This is a genomic window from Leifsonia shinshuensis, assembly GCF_014217625.1.
Classification (GTDB): domain Bacteria; phylum Actinomycetota; class Actinomycetes; order Actinomycetales; family Microbacteriaceae; genus Leifsonia; species Leifsonia shinshuensis_A.
The window spans coordinates 3,621,097-3,642,896 of sequence record NZ_CP043641.1; the positions used below are offsets into that span (position 1 = coordinate 3,621,097).

A 21,800-nucleotide genomic window follows, 5' to 3' on the forward strand; every position below is an offset into this window, starting at 1 on the left:
CTACTCGGGGAGGACCGAGCCCAACTGATCCAGCACCCTGAGGCAGGCTTCGAGCGCCGGACGGAGATCTCGGTCGGCATCGCCCCCCGTGAACTCGGGTTCGCCGTCGATGATGGCGCGAACAGCCGGGGACATGGAGTCGAGACGGTCGCTCTGCCGGATGGCTCGCACAGCCAGGAGGAATTCGCACGCGAGGACCGTCCGCCACGCCGCGACAGCTCGTTCAAGTTGCAGCACGCCCTGGCTCGCGAAGCTCGCGTCCTCCTCCACGCCGCCAGAGAGGACGGTGGTCCCGCTGGCGGCCGGCATCGCCGCGGCGCGGATCTCGGCACCGGATGCCGCGAGCACGTATTCAACGATCATCGTCCCGGACGATCCGTCCGGGCCGGACGCCAGGAAACGGGCGAGCCCCGTGTAGTCAGGGTCGTTGAGCATCCGGACACGGGCCGTGCTCAGCGGTGCCACCGCGGCCAGCGCGTTCAGGGCTGCGTCAATGTTGAGCGCGAGCTTCAGCTGGAAGAAGCCGCCGTGGTGCACCGCTTCGACGTGTTCTCCGTCCAGGACGAACAAGGGGTTCTCCTGCGCGACGGAGGCGAGTGACTCGACTGTGTCAGTGACCTGTTCCATCGCTTCGTGCAGCGCTCCTGCTGCGAGCGGGAACGCGCGGATCCCGAATGGGTCCTGCACACGGGCGCGCTCAGGGAGCGGGCGGGTGCCGAAGACACGGCGGATCCGGGCCGCGACGTCACGGACTCCGGTGGAGGCCGCTGCTTCAGCGGCGGGTGCGGACCAGTGTTCGGCATTGGCGCCGACGGCGAACGCTGTCAGCGCGAAGATTTCGATGGCGGCCGCCTCCAGTCGCCAGAACGCGGCCGCCGCGAGAGCGGCTCTGCCGATCGTCAGCGCGCTGCTGCTCATGAACGGGAGGGCGCTGTCTGCACCGAACGGAGGCAGCGGTGCGAGCGGGCGACTCGCCGGCAGCTCACCGGTGAGCGTGAGAGCCGCTCGCGCCAGCGCCGACAGGTCCGCCGTGCCGATGCTCGCGCCGTGCTCGTGAACGGTAGGGAGCGCGTCCTCGTTCAGCATGCGGGCGACCCCGTCGAGGACATCGGGGCGTATGCCCGAACCGACGTGGCTGAGCTGGTTCAGCCGAACAACGAGCATCGCCCGCACCTGTTCGGCGGGGATCGGCGCGCCCACCTCCACCGCGTGGCTGCGCAGCAGGCGCATCCCGTGCTCGGTGTCGGCTTCCGGAACCGAGGTCGTGCGGTTGAAGCCCACCCCCGTAGTCCTGCCGTACGCGCGCAACCCTGATGCGTTCGCGATCCGCAGATGCGCTTCGGTGACGGCGGACCGTGTTTCAGCACTCACCACGACCGGCGCATGATCACAGGCGACAGCCCGGATGGTCTCAATCGTCATCCTGTTGTCCGGGGACATTCAGCCTCCTCGTCGAGATGTGAATATTCGCACTTGCCGAAAACGCGTTGCCGCGGGATGATAATACGCACAGCGGCCCCCTCTTCCACAAGACAGAGTTTCGATGGGCGGCTCAGCGACGAGGAGGTCCAGCACGTGGAGACGAACACCCGCACCGTGGAGCGTGCTTTCGACATTCTCGCCGCGGTCTGCGATGCGGGCTCCCTCTCCATGGTGGAGGCCGCCAGAGCCGTCGACCTTTCTCCGAGCACCGCGACCCGGCTGCTTCGGACGATGACCCAACTGGGCTTCCTGCGGAGGGACGACACGAACTCCTACGTCCCGGGTGTGCGTCTCATCCAGCTGGGGGCTCACGTCCTCAGTAACGACGAGCTCATCCGTCTGTGCCAGCCCGTGATGAATCAACTCGCCCAATCGACCGGCGAGTCGATCTACCTCAGCATCCGGGGCGTGGACGACACCGCCGTCTACGTCGCGATGGCGGAAGGAACCTCTTCCGTCCGCCACGTCAGCTGGATCGGGCGCACCTTTCCCCTCGCAGGGTCTGCGGCAGGGCAGGTGCTGCTCGGGCACCTCGGCGACGAAGGATTCGAGGTCGAATCGAATCTGATCGAACCCGATGTGACGGCGATCGCCGCACCCGTGACCACCAATGGACGCGTGGTCGCAGCGATGTCGTTACTCGCCCCCACGTACCGCGCCGACGAAACGACGATCCGCACGCTGGGCCACGAGTTGGCCGAGCGAACCGGGTCGGTCTCCGCCCTCCTCACCCGCAGCGCCGACGCAAGTGATCCGGTCGCGGGCCTCGAGGAGGCATACGAGGTCCCGGCCGGCTGAGCCCGGCTGAGACCGACGAAGTCCCTGCGTCCCCGACAGGGCTCAAGCATTCGAGCGAAGGAGCACCGAATGATCGGTCTGAAAGATGTGACCAAAGAGTACCCGGACGGCACCACAGCCGTTCACAGCCTCAACCTCGAGGCGCCCACCGGAAAGCTGACGGTCCTGGTCGGACCCTCCGGGTGCGGCAAGACGACGACGCTCCGCATGATCAACCGGCTGATCCGCCCCACCTCGGGGACGATCGAGCTCGACGGCGTCGACACCGCCACCCTCGGCGACGTTCAGCTCCGTCGCAAGATCGGCTACGTCATCCAGAACGCGGGACTCTTCCCGCACCGGACGGCGCTCGACAACGTCGCCGCGCTGCCGATCCTGCTGGGCGAGAAGAAGGCTCCCGCCCGTGCGAACGCGATGGAGCTGCTGGAACGCGTCGGTCTCACGGCCGATCACGCCCGGCGGTATCCGTGGCAGCTCTCGGGAGGTCAGCAGCAGCGCGTCGGGGTCGCCCGGGCGTTGGCCACTGACCCGCCGTATCTCCTCATGGACGAGCCGTTCAGCGCCGTCGACCCGATCGTGCGCAACCAGCTGCAGGACGAGTTCCTCCGGCTCCAGCGGGAGATCGGCAAGACCATCGTGATGGTCACCCACGACATCGACGAAGCGCTGAAACTCGGCGACCAGGTCGCGGTGCTGCAGGAGGGCGGCTACCTGGCGCAGCTCGACACCCCGCAGCGGCTGCTCGAGCGGCCCGCCAGCCCGTTCGTGGCGGACTTCCTCGGCAACGGGCGCGGCTTCCGCTCGCTCCAGTTCGCCATCGGCGACGCCGTCGCCCGGCTCGCGAACGAGAGTCGCGTCGGTCTGGGCGCGACTCCGCGCACGGACGGCTGGCACGTCGTGGTCGACGACCGCGAGCGCCCCCTCGGCTGGACGCGCACGTCGACCACCGTCCGCGAGGGGGATGTCGATGTGAGCGGGACGGTCGCACGCGCCGACGGGTCGCTGCGCGAGCTCCTCGACGCCGCCCTGTCGTCGCCCACGGGGCGCGGACTGGTGGTCGACACCAGCGGCGTGTTCCTGGGGACGGTCAGCATCGAGGACGCCTCACAGCTCGCCGCCGAAGCACATCGCGGACGGGCCGCATGAACTCCCAGCTGGCGTGGCTTCAGAACAACCTCGCCTGGATCGGCGAGCTCACCGTGTCCCACCTCTACCTCTCGATCATCCCCGTGATCATCGGCCTGGCGATCGCCCTCCCGATCGGCTGGCTGGCCCACCGCTATCGCGCAGTGCTGCCCGTCATCGTCGCCGGATCGTCGCTGCTCTACACGATCCCGTCGCTGGCCTTCTTCGTGCTGATGCCGGTGATCATCGGGACGAAGATCCTCGACCCGCTCAACGTCGTGATCGCACTCACCGTCTACACCATCGCGCTCCTCGTGCGTGTCGTCGCGGACGGTCTCGGTTCGGTCCCGGAGGAGGCGGTGCAAGCCGCGACCGGGATGGGATACACCCCCGTCCAGCGGCTCCTGCGGGTCCAGCTGCCGGTCGCCGTGCCGGTGATCGGCGCCGGCCTGCGCGTCGCGGTCGTCGCGAACGTCAGTGTGGTCTCGATGGCGGCGCTGATCGGGATCCCGCAGCTGGGGTCCCTCTTCACGTACGGGTTGCAGGTCTTCCAGATGCTGCCGGTGATCATCGGAATCCTGCTGAGCGCCGTGCTGGCGCTCGGACTCGACCTGCTTGTCCAAGGCTCCATCCGTGGTCTCACCCCGTGGAATCGCAGAATGCGCGGTGCATCATGAACTACCTGAGCTGGCTCGCCGACCCCGCCAACTGGAGCGGCCCGGGAAGCATCCCGGTCCAGATCCTGGTCCACCTGGCCTACTCGCTGATCTCGCTCGTCATCGCGATGCTCATCGCGCTGCCGCTCGGCGTCTACATCGGCGTCACCGGCAAGGGCGTCAACCTCATCGCCGGCATCGCGAACACGCTGAGGGCGCTCCCGTCGATCGGTGTGCTCGTCCTCGCCGTCATGCTGGTGTCGCTCGCGTTCACCAACGACCTCGCGTACCAGATCCCCACGATCATCGTGCTGGTGATGCTCGGGATCCCGCCGATCCTTACCAACACCTACGCGGGGATCCAGGCCACCGATCCCGCTGCGGTCGACGCCGCACGCGGGATGGGCTACTCCACCCGCCAGGTGCTGTGGCACGTGCAGATCCCGTGCGCGCTTCCGCTCATGCTCTCGGGCGTGCGCAGCGCGTTCCTGCAGATCATCTCGACGGCGACCATCGCCGCGGTGGTCTCCCTCGGCGGCCTCGGCCGCTTCATCATCGACGGGGGCGCCACGAGCAACTACTCGGAGATGGTCGGCGGCGCCATCGTCGTCGCGGCGGTCGCCCTGGCCGTGGAACTCATCCTCGTCGGAGTCGGCCATCTGGTCGTCTCTCCGGGTCTGCGCCGCACGAACGCGCGGCGCGCCCGCGTCTCGTCGGCGAAGCCGGAGCCCTCGACGGCGACGATCGCTCTCGATCTCACCCCCTGACCACCCAGATCCCCTGATCCCTCTGATCCATCGAACCCGGCGCGCAGCGCCAGGCCGGTGTCCGGCGTGCCCGGAACCCGGCAGAGCCACACCCCTCGATACATCCACCACCCCCTGTGCACCCCATAACCCCGAAGGAGTTCCCCCCATGAACCGCCGACTCATCCTCGCGGCCGCCGTCACCGTCACAGCCATCACCGCCCTCGCCGGCTGCTCAGCGGGTGGCGACCCGCTGAGCAAAGGCTCCGGCAGCACGTCCGGCTCGGACAGCATCATCATCGGCTCGCTGAACTATCCCGAGAGCGAGACCCTCGCCGCGATCTACTCGCAGGCCCTGCAGGGCGCGGGCGTGAAGGTCCAGGAGAAGTTCAACATCGGCGCCAGGGAGATCACCATGCCGGCGCTCAAGGACGGCTCCATCGACCTGATCCCGGAGTACTCCGGATCGGTGCTGACCTACCTGGACCCGAAGTCGACCGCGAGCGCGCCGGACGACGTGATGACCGAGCTGCAGAAGAAGCTCCCCTCGGGGCTGAAGGCGCTGAAGCAGTCGGCCGCCCAGGACAGCGATGTGCTGGCCATCACCCAGGAGACCGCCGACAAGCACAACCTCAAGAAGATCTCCGACCTGAAGGACGTGGCCGGCAGCTTCACCGTCGGCGGGAACCCGGAGTTCCAGACCCGCCAGGCGGGAATGGTCGGCCTGAAGTCGGTCTACGGTCTCACGTTCGGCGGCTACAAGAATCTCGACGAGGCCGGCCCGCTGACCATCACCGCCCTGGCCAACGGTCAGGTGCAGGCGGCCGACATGTTCAGCACCGACCCGTCGATGGACGAGAAGCACTTCGTGGCGCTGGCGGACGACAAACACCTCTTCGCCGCGCAGAACGTGTTCCCGCTGATCGCCGCGGGCAAGGCGAGCGACACCGTCCAGAAGACGCTCGACGCTGTCTCCGCTCAGCTCACGACCCAGGAGCTGATCGCGCTGAACGAGAAGGTCACCAACGGGGAGTCCTTCGCCAAGGCCGCCACCGAGTGGCTGAGCGCCAAGGGCCTGAAGTAGGCCGCGCCCGAAGCGATCGGACAGCACCATGTCGATGAGAATTCAGAAAGGCCGATGACGTGACCGACACCACCTCCACCACCCTCCTCCGCGAAGCGATCCGTGCGCCGCGCGGCACCGAGTTGACTGCGAAGAGTTGGCAGACCGAGGCGCCGTTGCGGATGCTGATGAACAACCTGGATCCGGAGGTGGCTGAGCGTCCGGATGATCTGGTCGTCTACGGCGGCACCGGCCGGGCGGCGCGCAGTTGGGAGGCGTATGACGCGATCGTCGCGACCCTCCGCGACCTGGAGGCGGATGAGACGCTGCTGGTGCAGTCGGGCAAGCCGGTGGGGGTGTTCCGCACGCACGAGTGGGCGCCGCGGGTGCTGATCGCCAACTCCAACCTGGTCGGTGATTGGGCGACCTGGCCGGAGTTCCGCCGCCTGGAGGCCCTCGGCCTGACCATGTACGGGCAGATGACCGCCGGCTCCTGGATCTACATCGGCTCGCAGGGCATCCTGCAGGGCACCTACGAGACGTTCGCGGCGATCGCCGACAAGCGGTTCGGCGGGAGCCTAGCCGGCACCCTCACCTTGACCGGTGGTTGTGGCGGGATGGGCGGCGCGCAACCGTTGGCTGTCACCCTCAACGACGGTGTCGTGTTGATCGTGGACGTCGACGCCACCCGCCTGCAGCGCCGGGTGGACCACGGCTACCTGGACGAGCTCACCGACGACATCGACGACGCGATCGCCCGGGTGCTCGCCGCCAAGAGTGAGCGGTGGGCGCTGTCGGTGGGTCTGGTCGGCAACGCCGCCACCGTCTTCCCCGAGCTGCTGGCCCGCGGGGTGGCGATCGATATCGTCACCGACCAGACCAGCGCGCACGACCCGCTCAGCTACCTCCCCGAGGATGTCACGGTCGAGGAGTGGCACGAGGCCGCCGCCGCCGATCCGGAGGCGTTCACGATCGCCGCGCGGCTGTCGATGGCGAAGCAGGTGGAGGCCATGGTCGGCTTCCTCGACGCCGGCGCCGAGGTCTTCGACTACGGCAACTCGATCCGCACCGAAGCACAGCTCGGCGGCTACGGGCGCGCGTTCGCGTTCCCCGGCTTCGTGCCCGCCTACATCCGCCCGCAGTTCGAGGAGGGTCGCGGCCCGTTCCGGTGGGCGGCGCTCTCCGGCGACCCGGCGGACATCGCCGCGACCGATCGCGCGATCCTGGAGCTGTTCCCCGACGACCACAAGCTGCGCCGCTGGATCACCCAGGCCGGTGAGAAGGTGCACTTCGAGGGCCTGCCGGCGCGGATCTGCTGGCTCGGCTACAAGGAGCGGCACCTGGCCGGCCTGAAGTTCAACGAGATGGTCGCCTCCGGCGAGCTGTCGGCGCCGATCGTGATCGGCCGCGACCACCTCGACTCCGGCTCCGTCGCCTCCCCCTACCGGGAGACCGAGTCCATGAAAGACGGCTCCGACGCGATCGCCGACTGGCCGCTGCTGAACGCGCTGCTGAACACCGCCTCCGGCGCGACCTGGGTCTCCCTCCACCACGGCGGCGGGGTCGGCATCGGCCGCAGCATCCACGCCGGCCAGGTCGTGGTCGCCGACGGCACCCCGCTCGCGGCGGAGAAGATCGAACGCGTGCTCACCAACGACCCCGGCACCGGCGTCATGCGCCACGTCGACGCCGGCTACGAACACGCCACCGACATCGCCCGCGAACGCGGACTCCGCATCCCCATGCAGGAACGGTGATGGACACCCTGACCGCACCCAAGACGGAGCCGATCCCGACCCTGGTCGAGACCGCAGGGCACGCTATCGTGCGCACCCTGGAGGAGCACGGTATCCGTCGGGCGTACGTCGTCCCCGGGGAGAGCTACCTCGACGTCCTGGACGGCCTGTACGAGTCGACGATCGACACGATCGTCTGCCGGCACGAGGGTGGCGCCGCCTACATGGCGGAGGCCGAGGGCAAGATCGGCCGGCTCCCCGGCGTCGCGATGGTCACCCGCGGCCCCGGGGCCGCGAACGCGCACGTCGGCCTGCACACCGCGTGGCAGGACTCGACCCCGATGATCCTCTTCGTCGGGCTGATCCCCACCGCGCATCGTGGGCGTGAGGCGTTCCAGGAGTTCGACATCCAGTCGTGGTTCGACTCGGGCGCGAAAGCGGTGTTCGTCCTGGACTCGCCGGATCGTGCGGCCGAACTGGTCGCCGAGGCGATCTTCACGGCGCGGTCCGGACGGCCGGGCCCGGTCGTCGTCGGGCTCCCCGAGGACGTCCTCACCGAGAGGATCCCGGGACTGCGGCATCCCGAACTCCCCGTGGCGGGCGGCGGCCTCACCCGCCGCGACGGTGTCGCGTTGGCGGGAGCCCTGGCGCGGGCGCAGCGGCCGCTCTTCGTCACGGGTGGAAGCGACTGGGACGACGAGACCACGCAGAAGCTGACGGCCTGGTTGGAGCGTCACCGCATCGCGGCGGCCGCCGAGTGGCGAACCGAAGGGGTGGTGCCGTTCGACTCGCCGTCCTACGTCGGCCCGATCGGCTACGGGCGGCCCAAACCCACCGTGGACATCCTCGACGAGGCGGACCTGCTTGTCTACGTCGGCACCGTCCCGGGCGACGTGCTCACCAGCGGCTTCCACGCACGCCAGGGTTGGAGCACGGAGAACGTGCTCGTCTCCATCGACACCCGTCTGCGTGGCCGCTCTGGGGCGGTGACGCACCATATCGTCGCCCGACCCGGTCATTTCGTGCGCGATCTGGTCGAGCTCGACATCCAGACGCGACCGGAATGGGCCGGATGGACCGCGCGGCTTCGCGGGCAGCAAGTCGCGTTCTCCGCCCTTCCTTCCGGCGGCGGGGCGAACGGTCCCGCCCGGATGGACACGTTGATGGCCGCGCTCGTACCTCGACTCGAGCGCGACGCCATCGTCACGTTCGGCGCGGGAGAGCACACGAACTGGGCTCACCGCTACTTTCCCGCCGCCACCTTCACCTCGATGCTCAGCGCCGGCAACGGGTCGATGGGGTACTCGGTGCCGGCCGCGGTCGCCGCGAGTCTGAACTTCCCGGATCGACAGGTGGTCTGCATCGCCGGCGACGGCGAGTTCCTGATGAACGGCCAGGAGCTCGCGACGGCAGCGCAGTACGGGCTCAGTCCGCTGGTGATCGTCATGGACAACCAGGAGTACGGGACGATCCGCACCCACCAGGAGCGTCATTACCCCGGACGCGTCTCCGGAACGCAGCTGAAGAATCCGGACTTCGCCGCCCTCGCCGAAGCGTACGGCGGCCGGGGCTTCCGCGTCGAGGACGACGCGCAGGTCGCCTCCGCCGTCCGGTCGGCGCTGGACGTCATCGCGGTCACCGGGAGGTTCGCGCTCATCCACCTCCTCGTGGAACAACGGCGGCAAGCGTACTAGCGCTGCCGCGCGCAGACTCGTCGCGGCGGCGTCCAGGTCTTCGTGGGGCCTGACGCCGACGCGACGGCACGCACTCTCGGAATCGGAGAAGGGACCATGAAACTGCTATCGCGGACCTCGCGGGAGGTTCGGCCGTGGAAGAACGCCTGCGGCGTCAGCGAGGACATCCTCGTCTCGCCGACGGTCGACGCGAGCGGACACCCGTATTGGCGCGTCGCGCTGGCGACGGTCGACAGCGACGTGCCGTTCTCGCGATTCGAGGGGATGGAGCGGATCCTGATGCCCATCAGCCGCGACGGGATGGAGCTCGCGATCGACGGCGAATTCACGCGTGTGCCGCGGTACTCCGTCCTCGCATTCCCCGGCGAAGCCGCCGTCGCAGCGCACAACGTGCGGGTGCCGTCGCAGGACATCAACGTCATGATTGACCGGAACGCGGGTTCCGCGACGCTGACCCGACGCTACGTCGTCGGTTCCACTCCGATCCGGAAGGCCGCCGAGAAGGAGGTTGCCGTCATCGTGGCGCTCGCTCCGACACTTCGACGCAACGGCAATCCGCTGCTGATCGGCGATGCCATCCTCCTCGACGAGCGAGACGGAGGATATCTCACAGGATTCGGAAACACTGCGCTCGTGCGCATCACGCTGAAAGACGGTCCTTTCTCGCTCGGCACGTGTCGAGAGATGTGAACATTTCGCACTTGCCGACAATCCATTGCCACGCGATGATAATACGCACAGTGGCCGGCCGGCCGTGCTCTTGCTGATGACGCATCTAACGGCATCGTATTCGCTGATCTCAACACGCTCACGGACCGCGATCTAGATGATCTCAACGCTGCGTTGGCTGGTTCTGCCGACGCGGTACGCGCCGAAGAATGGCGGCCACGGATCTCCGACATCCTCGTCAGCCGGATTGATTTGGGCTCGAGCGAGAGGATCTGCGCGGGAGTACTGGGAAGCTGAAGTTCTACCATTGAACTACACTCGCGCGGCCCGGAATCCCAGACAAACACTGGGAAGTAGGGCTGCGGCCCAGACTACCCGCTCATGGTTTTTGGCCAAACTCACCGTTTACTCACCGCTTTGGCAGATTCCAGCTCCTCACAGCGTGGTTCCGGGCCCGAGAGGTCTTCGTCACGCAGGTTTCACGCGCGGCGCGGGTAGCGGAAACACCGCCTTCCTAGCGTGGTGGCATCCACTCGCCCCTGTCGCAGGAGGTCCCGATGACCGGCACCGTCTCCGCCCCAGCAACGTCAACAGCGTCCAACTCAACCACCCGCACGGGCGTGGCATCGCCTTCAGGCCTCGCCGTCCGTCCCGGCCGCTGGATCGACGGCTGGAACGCCGAGGACACCGTCCAGTGGGAGGCCGCGGGCGCCGCCATCGCGCAGCGCAACCTCCGCTGGTCGATCTTCGCCGAGTTCCTCGGCTTCGTCGTCTGGCAGCTCTGGTCGATCGTCGTCGTCGCGCTCCCGGCAGCCGGCTTCCATTTCACGACCTCGCAGACGTTCTGGCTGATCTCGATGCCGAGCCTGGTCGGCGCGACCCTGCGGTTCCCGTACACGTTCATGGTCCCGAAGTTCGGCGGGCGCAACTGGACGATGGTCTCGGCGGCGCTGCTGCTCATCCCGGCCGTCGGCCTGGCGATCTGCGTCGCGAACCCGGCGACGCCGTTCGGGGTGATGCTGCTGGTGGCGGCGCTCGCCGGATTCGGCGGCGGCAACTTCGCCTCGTCGATGGCGAACATCACGTTCTTCTACCCGCAGCGGAAGAAGGGCTGGGCGCTCGGCCTCAACGCGGCAGGCGGCAACCTCGGCGCGGCGGTCGCGCAGTTCGCGGTGCCGATCGTCATCACCATCGGCGCGGGCGCGACCCTCCAGCTGCCGCTCGCCGGACTGGTCTGGGTGCCGCTCATCCTGGTCGCCATCGTCGGGGCGTGGCGGCGGATGGACAACCTCTCGAACGCGAAGGCCGATGTGACGGCCTCGCTCGCCGCCCTCCGCGCGCCCGAGCTGTGGCTGATGGCGCTCCTGTACATCGGCACGTTCGGGTCGTTCATCGGCTTCTCGGGCGTCTTCCCGAAGCTCATCGCCGACCAGTTCCCGGCGTTCAGCGCGTTCCCCGTCGCCGGCGCGACGCTTTCGTTGGCGTTCCTCGGTGCGCTCGTCGGCTCCCTCGCCCGTCCGTTCGGCGGCCGGCTCGCCGACCGGTTCGGCGGCAGCACCATCACGATCGCCGCCTTCGTGGTCATGGCGCTCGGCGCCCTCGCGGTCATCCTCACGTTGCCGCTGGACAACTTCTGGCTGTTCCTGGGCTTCTTCCTCGTCCTGTTCATCGCGTCCGGCGCGGGCAACGGGGCGACCTACCGGATGATCCCCACGCTGTTCGCGCTGCGTTCGGGCGCGGCCGACGGGCACAGCGCGGCCGGCGACGTCTCGTCGCAGCGCACGGCCGCCGCGGCCCTCGGGATCGTCTCGGCCTTCGGCGCCTATGGCGGCTTCGTCATCCCGCAGGTCCTCGGGCTCTCGAAGTCGACCACCGGAGGCTACGAGGCGGGGCTGAGCTGGTTCGTCGCCGCCTATGTCGTGCTCCTGGCGATCACGGTCGCGGTCGCGGTCAGCGGTCGTCGCCGCGGGGTGCGGATCTGAGCGGCGGCCTCCCGATGCCCGCGCCGAGTCACTGCCCGTACTGCGCGCTTCAGTGCGCCATGACACTCACGCCCCCGCCTGACGCAGCGACACCGGTGACCGTGAGCGGCCGGATGTTCCCGACCAACCGGGGCGGCCTCTGCAAGAAGGGCTGGACCTCCGCCGAGCTCCTGGCGACGCCCGGCCGGCTGACCACCCCGCTCATCCGGCGCGACGGCGAGTTGCGACCCGCCGCGTGGGAGGAGGCGTTCACCCTGATCGCCTCGCGCCTCAGCGCCATCCGCCACCAGGACGGCCCCGACGCGGTCGCGGTCTTCGGCGGCGGCGGGCTCACCAACGAGAAGGCCTACCTGCTCGGCAAGTTCGCCCGCCTGGCTCTGGCGACCTCCCGCATCGACTACAACGGCCGGTTCTGCATGGCGTCGGCCGCGGCCGCCGGCAAGCGGGCATTCGGGATCGACCGGGGGATGCCGTTCCCGGTGACCGACCTCGACGACGCGGACGCCATCCTGCTGCTCGGATCGAACGTCGCGGCCACGATGCCCCCGTTCATCGGCCACCTGGCCGGCGTGCGAGCGGCCGGCGGCCTCATCGTCGTGGACCCGCGGCGCTCGCAGACCGCGCAGCTCACGGCGGAGGGTGGCGGAATGCACCTCGCGCCGGCGCCGGGCGCCGACTTGGTGGTGCTGCTCGGGCTGACCCATATCGTGCTCGCCGAAGGCCTGGCCGACCTCGACTACCTGGGAGCGCGGACCATCGGGTTCGACGCGGTCCGCCGCAGCGTCTCGGCGTGGTGGCCCGAGCGCGTGCAGGAGCACACCGGCATCCCGGTCGCCCAGCTCCGGGAGGTCGCCCGCCGGCTCGCCCGCGGCCGCGGCACCTACATCCTCACCGGCCGCGGAGTCGAGCAGCACGTCGACGGGACGGACACCGCGACGGCCGCGATCAACCTCGCGCTCGTCCTTGGCCTCGTCGGACGCCCCGGCTCGGGCTACGGCACGCTGACCGGGCAGGGCAACGGTCAGGGCGGCCGCGAGCACGGGCAGAAGTGCGACCAGCTTCCCGGCTACCGCTCGATCGCCGACCCGGCCGACCGTGCGGCCGTCGCCGCCGTCTGGGGCGTCGACCCCGGCGTCCTCCCCGGCCCGGGCGTGCCCGCGGTCGAGCTGCTCGGGATGCTCGGCCGGCCGGACGGAGTTCGCGCATTGCTGGTGCACGGCTCCAACGTGGTCGTCTCCGGGCCGGACGCGGCAGCCGTGCGCGCGGGCCTGGATGCGCTCGACCTGCTGGTCGTCTGCGACTTCGTCCTGTCGGAGACGGCGGAGCTCGCCGACGTGGTGCTCCCGGTCACGCAGTGGGCCGAGGAGGAGGGGACCATGACGAATCTGGAGGGCCGCGTGCTGCGCCGCCGTCGCGCCCTCGACCCGCCGACGGGGGTGCGGAGCGAGCTGGACATCCTCGCCGACCTCGCGCAGCGGTTGGGGGCGCCGTCGGTGTGGCCGACGTCCCCGGCGGAGGTCTTCGACGAGCTGGCGCGCGCGTCGGCGGGAGGCGCGGCCGACTACTCGGGGCTCAGCCACGCACTGCTCGACGCGCAGCTCGCCGACGACGTGGCCGCGCACTGGCCCTACCCCGCGGGATCGACGGGGACGCCGCGGCTGTTCCTGGAGCGGTTCGGCCATCCGGACGGGAGGGCGCGCCTGGTCGCCGTCCGCCCGCGCGCTCTGGAGACCGGACGGGAGGTCGGCGAGCTGACGCTGATCACCGGCCGCCTGCTGGAGCACTACCAGTCGGGCGCGCAGACCCGACGCGTGCCGGAGCTCGTCACCGCGCAGCCGCGTGCGCGCGCCGAGCTGCACCCCGCCACGGCCGCCCGGCTCGGGATCGGCGACGGGGAGCCGGTGCTGATCCGAAACGCGCGCGGGAGCGTCGAGGCCACGGCACTGCTGACAGCCGGGATCCGGATCGACACGGTGTTCCTGCCGTTCCATTTCGCTGGACGGCAGTGCGCCAACCTGCTGACGGAGGCCGCGGTCGACCCGATCTCGGCGATGCCGGAGTTCAAGCGCACGCTGGTGACGGTCGAGGCCGGCGCATGACCAGACCGCTGCGCATCGTCCTCGTCGGCTACGGGCCCGTCGGCGCGCGCTTCGTGGAGGAGGTGCTGCCCGCCGTCGCGGCCGGGGAAGCCTCTCTCGTCGCCCTCGGAGCCGAGGACGAGGACGCCTACAACCGGGTGCTCGTCGCCGAGTACGCGGTGGGCGTCGCGGCCCGCGACCGGCTCGACGTCACCGACACGGAGGCCGCGCGGGCGGCCGGGGCGGACATCCGCCTCGCCGAGACCGCCGTCACCATCGACCGGGTGCGGCAGCGGGTGCTCACCTCCGGCGGCGACGAGCTGCCCTACGACCGGCTGGTGCTGGCCACCGGGTCCCGCGCGAACATCCCGACGCTCGACGGCCTCGAGCGCACCCGGCGCGAGCGGGACGCCGCGCCGGGAGCCGACGTCGACCGGGGCAGGCGGCCCCTCCCGGGCGGTGTCGTCGCCCTCCGCGACGTGGCCGACGCCGACTCCGTCGCTCCCGTCGTGGCGGCCGGAGGCGCGATCGTCGTGCTGGGCGCCGGGGTGCTCGGCATGGAGTTCGCCCTGCTCGCCGCCGAGCACGGCGCCCAGGTGGTCGTCGTCCACCACGGCCCGACCCCGATGGCCCGCAACCTCGACGAGGCGGGAGGGCGCATGCTCGCCCGCGCCGTGCGGACCGCCGGCGTCGGGATGGCCGCGCACGCGCGCGCCGAGAGCATCGGCTTCCGCGACACCGAGGGCGGCCGGGTCTTCGACGGCGTCGGCTGCGCGGACGGCACCTACATCCCCGGAGACCTCCTCGTGCTGTCCTGCGGCGTCGGCCCGCGGGTGGAGCTCGCGCTCGCCGCGGGGCTGGCGTGCTCGGCCGGCGTGCTCGTCGACGAGGAGCTGCGCAGCTGGAGCGACCCGGACGTGTTCGCTATCGGTGACTGCGCGCAGGTGGCGGCGCCGGAGGACGCGGACGCGTCGGGCCGGGTGCCGGGCGCGCCGAGCGGGCTGATCGGGCCCGGCTGGCGGCAGGCGGCGGCGCTGGCCCGGCGGCTCCGGGCGGAGGCGGCGGGAGCGGTGGCCGGGGCCGAGGCGGCGGTCGCCCTCCACGAGCGACCGACCGCGGTGATGCTCAAGGCGACCGGGATCGACGTCGTCGCGGGCGGGGACCACGCGGCGGAGCCGTGGGACGCCGACGCCGAGGTGACCGTGTGGCTGGACCCGGCCCGGGGGTGCTATCTGAAGACGGTCGTGCGGGAGGGCGTGCTGACCGGATTCGTCTCGGTCGGCCTCCCGCAGGCCGGCGCTGAACTGACTCTGTTGTTCGAGCGCGGCGCGGCGCTGCCGGCCGAGCCGTCCGCACTGCTGCGACTGGACGCCGCCGACGCGGGAGCCGTCGCCGTGGAGGACCCGCTCGGCCCGGACGCGACGGTCTGCTGGTGCAACGGCGTCACCGCCGGCCGCATCGGCGACGCGGTCGCCGACGGTTGCGACACCGTGGAGGCCGTGGGCCGCTGCACGCGCGCCGGGACCGGCTGCGGCGGCTGCAAGGGGCGGATCGCGGCCATCCTGGCGGCCGCGCCCGTCGGGTAGAGAACTGTCGCCGACTCCGGAGACTCGCTGTGGAACCCGTTCGATTCGTCCGTAGCTCCGGAGAACGGGGTGCCGCCGACACAGGTCTCCGGAGTTGTGGACGGGGCGCGGGGTCAGACGTCGAGACGGTAGCCGCGTTTGACGACGGTGGCCACCAGGCCCGGGGTGTCGAGGCTCTGCCGGAGGCGGCTGAGCGAGACCTCCATCGCGTGCTCGTCGCAGCCGCCGTCGAGGGCGACGGAGAGCTCTCGGCGCGACACGACCGCACCCTGGGCCGCCACCAGTGCCCGGAAGAGCGACAGCGCCGTCGGGGTCAGCCGGACGGGCCTCCCGGCCACCACCGCCACGCTTCCACGCAGCTCGACCTCGCCATGCCGCGTGCTCACCCGGCGGGTCGACTCCGCCTCGAGCGCCTCGCAGACCAGCCGGATGAGCGCGCCCATCCGGTACCGGTCCGGCTGCAACGGCTCGATCCCCGCGCCGAGCAACGGGGCGGACGTCACCGGCCCGACGCTCGCGGCGACCACGTCCGTGCGGAACGCTTCCAGCACCTCCGCGTGCCGCCCCCGCGCGAGAGCGGCGATCAGCAGCCCGTCGACCGCGGGCGCGCTGGTGAAGGTCACGCAGTCGAGCTGCCGGGCGGCGATCGCGTCCACGAGCCGGGTCGCGCGCTCGTCGTCGTCCTCGGCCACCGACCAGGTGTACGGCGCGACTGTGAGCACCCGATCGCCGGCCTCCTGCAGCCGCTGAAGCTGGCCGACGTCGGTCTGACCGTGGAGCTGGACGGCCACCGTGATGCCCGGCGGGAACTCCGCGATCACTTTCGATACGAGGGAGGCCGTGGTCTCCTCGTCGCTCATCCCCGCGTCGTCGAGCCCTGCCGCCCGCACCGCGCCGCGCGCCTTCGGACCGCGCACCAGGATGGTCGACTCCGCGAGCGCACGCTGGAGCTCCTCGCCGAGGCCGGCCGAGTCGGCGACCTCGAACCAGCGCCGCATCCCGTAGCTCGTCGTGGCCAGCAGCACGTCGGGCGACGCTGCGATGATCCGCTCGGTGTCCTGGATCACGGGCGCGTCGTCCTCGGCGTGCTGCATGTGCACGGTCGGCGCGTGCAGCACGGCCGCCCCGCGCCGTTCGAACGCGTCGATCAGGTCGGCCGAGCGGCGGTCGCTCGTCACGCCGATCCGGAACCCGGCGAGCTGGTCCGGGCGGAAGGCCGCGACGCGTTCGTCACCCATGTCAGCCTCCGGCCACCGCGGCCGCGTCGGCCAGTGCCGCCGTCGCGTCCACGTTCCCTCCGCGAGCGAGGCCGACGACCTCGCCGATCACGACGACCGCCGGCGAGCCGACCCCGGCCTGAACCGACTCGGTCAGGATCGTCCGCAACTCGCCGAAGGTGGTCCGCTGCCGGGCGGAGTAGCCCTGCTCGATGACCGCGACCGGCATGTCCGGGGCCATCCCGAAGCGCGCCAGGCCCGCGGTGATCGATGGCAGGTTGGTGATCCCCATCAGGATGACGATGGTGCCGCCCAGGCCCGCGAGGTGCTCCAGCTCGGCAGGCGAGAGCGGCGCGTGGCCGGAGACGACCGTGAACATGCGGGATGCGCGCCGGTGCGTCACGGGGATGCCGGCCGCCGCGGGGACCGCGACCGCGCTCGTGACTCCCGGGATGACGCTGACCGGGACGCCAGCGCGCCGGCACGCCTCCACCTCTTCGCCGCCGCGGCCGAAGACGAACGGGTCGCCGCCCTTCAGCCGCACGACCGCCGCCCCCTGCGATGCGTGTGCGACCAGCAGCCGCTCGATCTCGTCCTGCGGGATGGGATGGTGCCCCGGCCGCTTGCCGACATCGATCAGCTCGGCTCCGGGCGCGAGCTCGGCGAGCGTTTCGTGGGGGGCGAGGCGGTCGTAGAGCACGACATCCGCTGCCGCGAGTGCGCGTACGGCAGCCACGGTGAGGAGGTCCGCGTCGCCGGGGCCGCCGCCGACCAGGGTCACGGAGCCGGTCCGGATCGGGTGGGTCATGGGGTGTCTCCTTCCGCTGCGGCCGTCACTGCGCCGCGAACCGGGATCGTCGCGCCCGCCACCAGCACCGCGCCCGCCGCGCGCTCCTCGGCGGTGGCCGGCCGGAGCTGTCCGCGCTCCTCGACCCGCGCGATCGACGGATCGGGCTCGGTCGGCGCGTTCACGAACGACCGGAACCGGCGCAGCCGCTCCGGGTCGCGCAGGGTCGCCGCCCACTCGTCCTCGTAGGTGTCGATGTGCTTCGCCATCGCCCCCTCCAGTTCGGCGCCGAGGCCCAGGGAGTCCTCCACGACGACCTCGCGGACGTGGTCGACGCCGCCGTCGAGGTCCTCCATCCAGCGGGCCGTGCGCTGAAGCCGGTCGGCTGTGCGGATGTAGTACATGAGGTAGCGGTCGATGTACCGCACCAGCGTCTCGTCGTCGAGGTCGGAGGCGAGGAGCTGCGCGTGCGCGGGCTGGAAGCCGCCGTTGCCCCCGACGTAGAGGTTCCAGCCTTTGTCGGTCGCGATCACGCCGACGTCCTTGCTGCGCGCCTCTGCGCACTCGCGGGCGCAGCCCGAGACGCCGAACTTGAACTTGTGCGGGGCGCGCAGGCCCCGGTAGCGCAGCTCCAGCGAGACCGCCATGCCGACCGAGTCCTGGACACCGTAGCGGCACCAGGTGGAGCCGACGCAGCTCTTCACGTTCCGCAGCGCCTTGCCGTAGGCCTGGCCGGACTCGAAGCCCGCGTCGACCAGGCGCTTCCAGATGTCCGGGAGCTGGTCGAGGCGGGCGCCGAACATGTCGATGCGCTGGCCGCCGGTGATCTTCGTGTAGAGGCCGAAGTCGGTGGCGACCTGGGCGATCACCGCGAGCTTCTGCGGGGTGATCTCGCCGCCGGGGATGCGCGGGACGACCGAGTAGGTGCCGTCCTTCTGCATGTTCGCGAGCGCGCGGTCGTTGGTGTCCTGCAGCGGACCGCGGCCCCCGTCCAGCGGGTAGGCGCTGTGCTGGCTGGCGAGGATGGAGCCGACCGCCGGCTTGCAGATGTCGCAGCCGCGACCGCGGCCGAGCCGGGCGATGGTATCCTCCCAGCTGGTCAGGCCGAGGACCCGGACGGACTCGAACAGCTCCTGCCTGGACAGCTCGAAGTGCTCGCAGAGCGCGTGCGAGACGGTGGCGCCGGAGGCGGTGAGCTCGGCCTCCAGCAGCTTCTTCACCAGCGGCACGCACGAGCCGCACTGGGTGCCGGCGCGGGTGCACGTCTTGAGCTCGCCGAGGTCGTGGCAGCCGTCGCCGACGGCCTCCCGGACGGTGCCGGCGGTCACGTTGTTGCACGAGCAGACGAACGCGTCGTCGGGCAGCGCCCCGCCCGCGGGCGGCTCGGCGCCGGCCGCGGCGAGATACGCGGCCGGCTCGGCGTCGAGCTCGCGGCCGAGCAGCGGGCGGAGGCCGGCGTAGGGCGAGGCGTCTCCGACGAACACCCCGCCGAGCAGGGTCTTCGCGTCGTCGCTGACGACGAGCTTCTGGTAGAGGCCGCGCGCCGGGTCTGCGTAGACGATCTCCAGTGACCCGGGCTCGCGCGCGAAGGCGTCACCGAAGCTGGCGACATCCACCCCGGAGAGCTTGAGCTTGGTCGCGTCGTCCACGGTCGTGAAGGTCGCGTCGCCGCCGAGCAGCCGGTCGGCGACCGTCTCGGCCATCGCGTTGGCCGGAGCGACCAGGCCGATGGTCCGGCCGTCGATCGCGGCGACCTCGCCGATCGCCCAGACCGCGGGATCGGAGGTTCGGCATGCTTCGTCCACCACGACGCCGCCGCGCTCTGCCGTCTCGATCCCCGCGTCCCGGGCGAGCTCGTCGCGCGCCCGGATGCCGATAGCGAACACGACGACGTCGGCGGGGACCGTGCGCCCGTCGGCGCAGCGCACGGAGGTCGGCAGCCCGTCGGCGCCGAGCACGATCTCGCGCGGCCGGGTGCCAAGGTGGAGGTCGATCCCGCGCGCGGAGATCAGCCTCCCGAGCGCCTGCCCCGCGCCTTCGTCCAGCTGGGCGGACATCAGCCAGCCGCCGGAGTGGATGATCACGGCCTCTGCGCCGAGCGCAGCCACTCCGCCGGCGGCCTCCAGCCCGAGCAGGCCGCCGCCCGCGACCGCGACCCGCGGCGCACGGCCGAGCCGCTCACGCAGGTCGGCGACCTCGGCCACCAGCGCGTCGACGTCGTCGATCGTGCGGTAGACCCGGCTCGCCTCGGCGCCGGGGATGTCGGGGACCGGAGCGGACGAGCCGGTGGCGAGCACGAGGTCGTCGTAGCGCAGCACCGCGCCGGCGGAGGTCGTCACGCTCTTCGCGGTGCGGTCGATCGCAGTGACGGCCTCCCCGACCCGCAGCTCCACGGCCGCGTCCTCCCAGTGCGAGGCCGGCTCCAAGGTGAGGTCCGCTTCGCCGTCGGCAAGGCGCTTGCTGAGTTGGACGCGGTCGTACGGCAGGTACGGCTCCTCGGCGACGACCACGATGGATCGCGCATCGGCCCCTTCGGCGCCCCGCGACACGAGTGCGTCGACCAGCCGGTGCGCGGCAGGGCCGCCTCCTACGATCACTGTGCGTCGTCTCGTCATGCGGGCGCCCCTTCCGTGTCCAGCGGCTGCCGCCGCACCGCCGGTTCCCCGGCCGGTGCCTTTCGAGCGTAGAAGCAGGGGGTTTCCCCGCCGTTTCGGCTGTGTAACCGCGCGTTAACACCGCCTGCACACGGCCGGGCGCGGGGTGTGAGCCGGGATTCACAGAGGGGTAACACGGCGGGCGGCCTCCCGAAACACGCTTCCCGTAGCGTCGTCGCATGACGATCACGCAGACTCTCCGGCACACCGATGCCGCCCGCGCAGACTGGGTGCGGGCCTGTCGGGTCGATGACTTGGAGCCATCGTGGGGTGAGGCCGTTCTCCTCCGCATGCGCCAGATCGCGCTGTTCCTGCTCGGGCCGCGGGAGGTCTACGCGGTCGCCCACGAGGACCCGGCGAACGGTGCACCCGTGATGGCGCGCGGCATCGTCGGCTCGCGCGGCGACCGGCCGACGGTCGCCTCCCCGCTGCACAAGGAGGTCTACGACCTCGGCACCGGCGATTGCTTCACCGACCCGTCACTAGCCCTGCACACGTTCCGTACGCGCATCGTGGGCGGCTTCATCGAGATCGAACTGGAGAGCCCGTGACGGAGTCCGCCCGGTGAGGGACGTCGTTCTCGCCGCGTCCCACGGCACCTCGTCACCGGAGGGCCGTGCCGCCGTGCGCCGTCTCGTCGAGGCGGTCGCAGCCGCCCTCCCGGTCGAGGTGGTGGGTTGCCATGTGGACGTCGAGCAGCCCGACGTGCCGTCGGCGCTGGGGGCCGCGGCACGCTCCGGGGAAGCAGACCGCGCCGTGATCGTCCCCCTCCTGCTGTCCGCCGGCTACCACGTCTACGTGGACCTGGCGCAGGCCGCCGAGGCGTCGCCCCTGCCCACGGTCGTGACCGCCGCCCTCGGTCCGGACCCGCGATTGGTCGACGCGCTCGCCGACCGACTTCGTGAGGCCGGTCACCGCCCGACAGACCTGGTCGTGCTCGCCGCTGCAGGCTCGTCCGATGCGCGTGCCGTCGCCGACTGCAGCCGCACGGCGGACCTGCTGGGAGCGCGACTCGACTCGGCCGTCTCGATCGGGTTCATCTCGTCCGCGGACCCGGCGCTTCCGAGCGCCGTCAAGGAAGCGCGCCGACTCGCGGCTGGCGCGCGGGTGGTCGTCGCAAGCTACCTGCTCGCTCCCGGCTTCTTCGCATCACTGGCCCGGAAATCCGGCGCCGACCTCGTGACGGCGCCGCTCCTCACGGCCGACTCCACACCCGCGGGAATCGTGGAGCTCGTCGTGGAGCGGGCCTCCCTCGACAGGAGCCTCGTCGACGCTGCTTCGATTCACGGGGCGTAACGAGAGCTACGCAGAGCGCCCTCCGGCCGCATTTTCTGCCTCGCGGTCACCCCGACGGGCGATGACGAGATGAGGCCGGCGATGACGAGAAGAGGCGCAGTGTCCGATCCGGAAACCGAGCGCAGGCGCGCTGATGTTCTTCCTTGGGCTGAGTGCGTGTCTCGTCCTGATCGCCCGTTGCGAGTCTCACGTTCTCGTGATCGCGCGCACTGGATCGGCCGGTTGCTGGGA

Annotated in this window: 17 protein-coding genes; 13 read left to right on the forward strand and 4 right to left on the reverse strand. The window is 70.8% G+C overall.

From position 1 onward, the window contains the following. The gene (locus tag F1C12_RS17570) at positions 1 to 1,440 is read right to left on the reverse strand and encodes an aromatic amino acid ammonia-lyase (RefSeq protein ID WP_185276170.1); all 1,440 of its coding nucleotides are present in this window, start codon (positions 1,438 to 1,440) and stop codon (positions 1 to 3) included. Positions 1,441 to 1,575: 135 nt separating this feature from the next. Here F1C12_RS17570 and F1C12_RS17575 point away from each other — a divergent pair, with 135 nt between their 5' ends. The 11 genes from F1C12_RS17575 (at position 1,576) to F1C12_RS17625 (ending at position 15,615) form a co-directional block, all read left to right on the forward strand. Next, positions 1,576 to 2,280 (forward strand): IclR family transcriptional regulator, encoded by a 705-nt coding sequence (locus F1C12_RS17575; protein WP_258045967.1) that lies wholly within the window; start codon positions 1,576 to 1,578, stop codon positions 2,278 to 2,280. 69 nt (positions 2,281 to 2,349) lie between these two features. Continuing rightward, complete coding sequence (locus tag F1C12_RS17580) at positions 2,350 to 3,426, forward strand: ABC transporter ATP-binding protein (RefSeq protein ID WP_185276171.1); 1,077 nt, start codon at positions 2,350 to 2,352, stop codon at positions 3,424 to 3,426. Further along, positions 3,423 to 4,082 carry an ABC transporter permease gene (locus F1C12_RS17585; protein ID WP_185276172.1) on the forward strand — a complete coding sequence of 220 codons (660 nt, stop codon included), beginning with the start codon at positions 3,423 to 3,425 and terminating at the stop codon, positions 4,080 to 4,082. The genes F1C12_RS17580 and F1C12_RS17585 overlap by 4 nt, the downstream gene beginning before the upstream one ends. After that, on the forward strand, positions 4,079 to 4,828 hold the full coding sequence (locus F1C12_RS17590; RefSeq protein WP_185276173.1) for an ABC transporter permease: 750 nt from the start codon (positions 4,079 to 4,081) through the stop codon (positions 4,826 to 4,828). The genes F1C12_RS17585 and F1C12_RS17590 overlap by 4 nt, the downstream gene beginning before the upstream one ends. 148 nt (positions 4,829 to 4,976) lie before the next feature. Continuing rightward, positions 4,977 to 5,891, forward strand: coding sequence for an ABC transporter substrate-binding protein (locus F1C12_RS17595; protein ID WP_185276174.1), 915 nt, complete (start codon positions 4,977 to 4,979; stop codon positions 5,889 to 5,891). Positions 5,892 to 5,950: 59 nt separating this feature from the next. After that, complete coding sequence (gene hutU / locus F1C12_RS17600; protein ID WP_219732638.1) at positions 5,951 to 7,627, forward strand: urocanate hydratase; 1,677 nt, start codon at positions 5,951 to 5,953, stop codon at positions 7,625 to 7,627. Next, entirely contained in the window at positions 7,627 to 9,300 is a 1,674-nt protein-coding gene (locus F1C12_RS17605; RefSeq protein WP_185276175.1) for a thiamine pyrophosphate-dependent enzyme, read from the forward strand. Before hutU ends, F1C12_RS17605 begins: the two co-directional genes overlap by 1 nt. Before the next feature lie 42 nt (positions 9,301 to 9,342). Continuing rightward, positions 9,343 to 9,990 carry a HutD/Ves family protein gene (locus tag F1C12_RS17610; RefSeq protein WP_185276176.1) on the forward strand — a complete coding sequence of 216 codons (648 nt, stop codon included), beginning with the start codon at positions 9,343 to 9,345 and terminating at the stop codon, positions 9,988 to 9,990. A gap of 536 nt (positions 9,991 to 10,526) precedes the next feature. After that, entirely contained in the window at positions 10,527 to 11,951 is a 1,425-nt protein-coding gene (locus tag F1C12_RS17615) for an MFS transporter (protein ID WP_185276177.1), read from the forward strand. 59 nt (positions 11,952 to 12,010) lie between these two features. Further along, positions 12,011 to 14,050: a molybdopterin oxidoreductase family protein gene (locus F1C12_RS17620; RefSeq protein ID WP_258045968.1), complete on the forward strand. Its 2,040-nt coding sequence runs from the start codon at positions 12,011 to 12,013 to the stop codon at positions 14,048 to 14,050. After that, positions 14,047 to 15,615 carry an FAD-dependent oxidoreductase gene (locus F1C12_RS17625; protein WP_185276179.1) on the forward strand — a complete coding sequence of 523 codons (1,569 nt, stop codon included), beginning with the start codon at positions 14,047 to 14,049 and terminating at the stop codon, positions 15,613 to 15,615. Before F1C12_RS17620 ends, F1C12_RS17625 begins: the two co-directional genes overlap by 4 nt. Before the next feature lie 113 nt (positions 15,616 to 15,728). Here the strand turns inward: F1C12_RS17625 and F1C12_RS17630 are convergent, their stop codons facing one another. Genes F1C12_RS17630 through nirB form a run of 3 tightly spaced genes read right to left on the reverse strand, consistent with a single transcriptional unit; the run spans position 15,729 to position 20,234 of the window. Next, positions 15,729 to 16,853, reverse strand: a complete 1,125-nt coding sequence (locus F1C12_RS17630) for a uroporphyrinogen-III synthase (protein ID WP_185276180.1) — start codon at positions 16,851 to 16,853, stop codon at positions 15,729 to 15,731. Between the two features lies 1 nt (position 16,854). Further along, the gene (cobA, locus tag F1C12_RS17635; protein WP_185276181.1) at positions 16,855 to 17,640 is read right to left on the reverse strand and encodes a uroporphyrinogen-III C-methyltransferase; all 786 of its coding nucleotides are present in this window, start codon (positions 17,638 to 17,640) and stop codon (positions 16,855 to 16,857) included. Next, positions 17,637 to 20,234 (reverse strand): nitrite reductase large subunit NirB, encoded by a 2,598-nt coding sequence (gene nirB / locus F1C12_RS17640; protein ID WP_185276182.1) that lies wholly within the window; start codon positions 20,232 to 20,234, stop codon positions 17,637 to 17,639. Before nirB ends, cobA begins: the two co-directional genes overlap by 4 nt. Before the next feature lie 218 nt (positions 20,235 to 20,452). Here nirB and nirD point away from each other — a divergent pair, with 218 nt between their 5' ends. After that, a complete protein-coding gene (nirD, locus tag F1C12_RS17645) occupies positions 20,453 to 20,824 on the forward strand; it encodes a nitrite reductase small subunit NirD (protein ID WP_185276183.1) in 372 nt (123 codons plus the stop codon). 13 nt (positions 20,825 to 20,837) lie between these two features. Further along, a complete protein-coding gene (locus F1C12_RS17650) occupies positions 20,838 to 21,569 on the forward strand; it encodes a sirohydrochlorin chelatase (RefSeq protein WP_185276184.1) in 732 nt (243 codons plus the stop codon). Positions 21,570 to 21,800 lie beyond the last annotated feature (231 nt).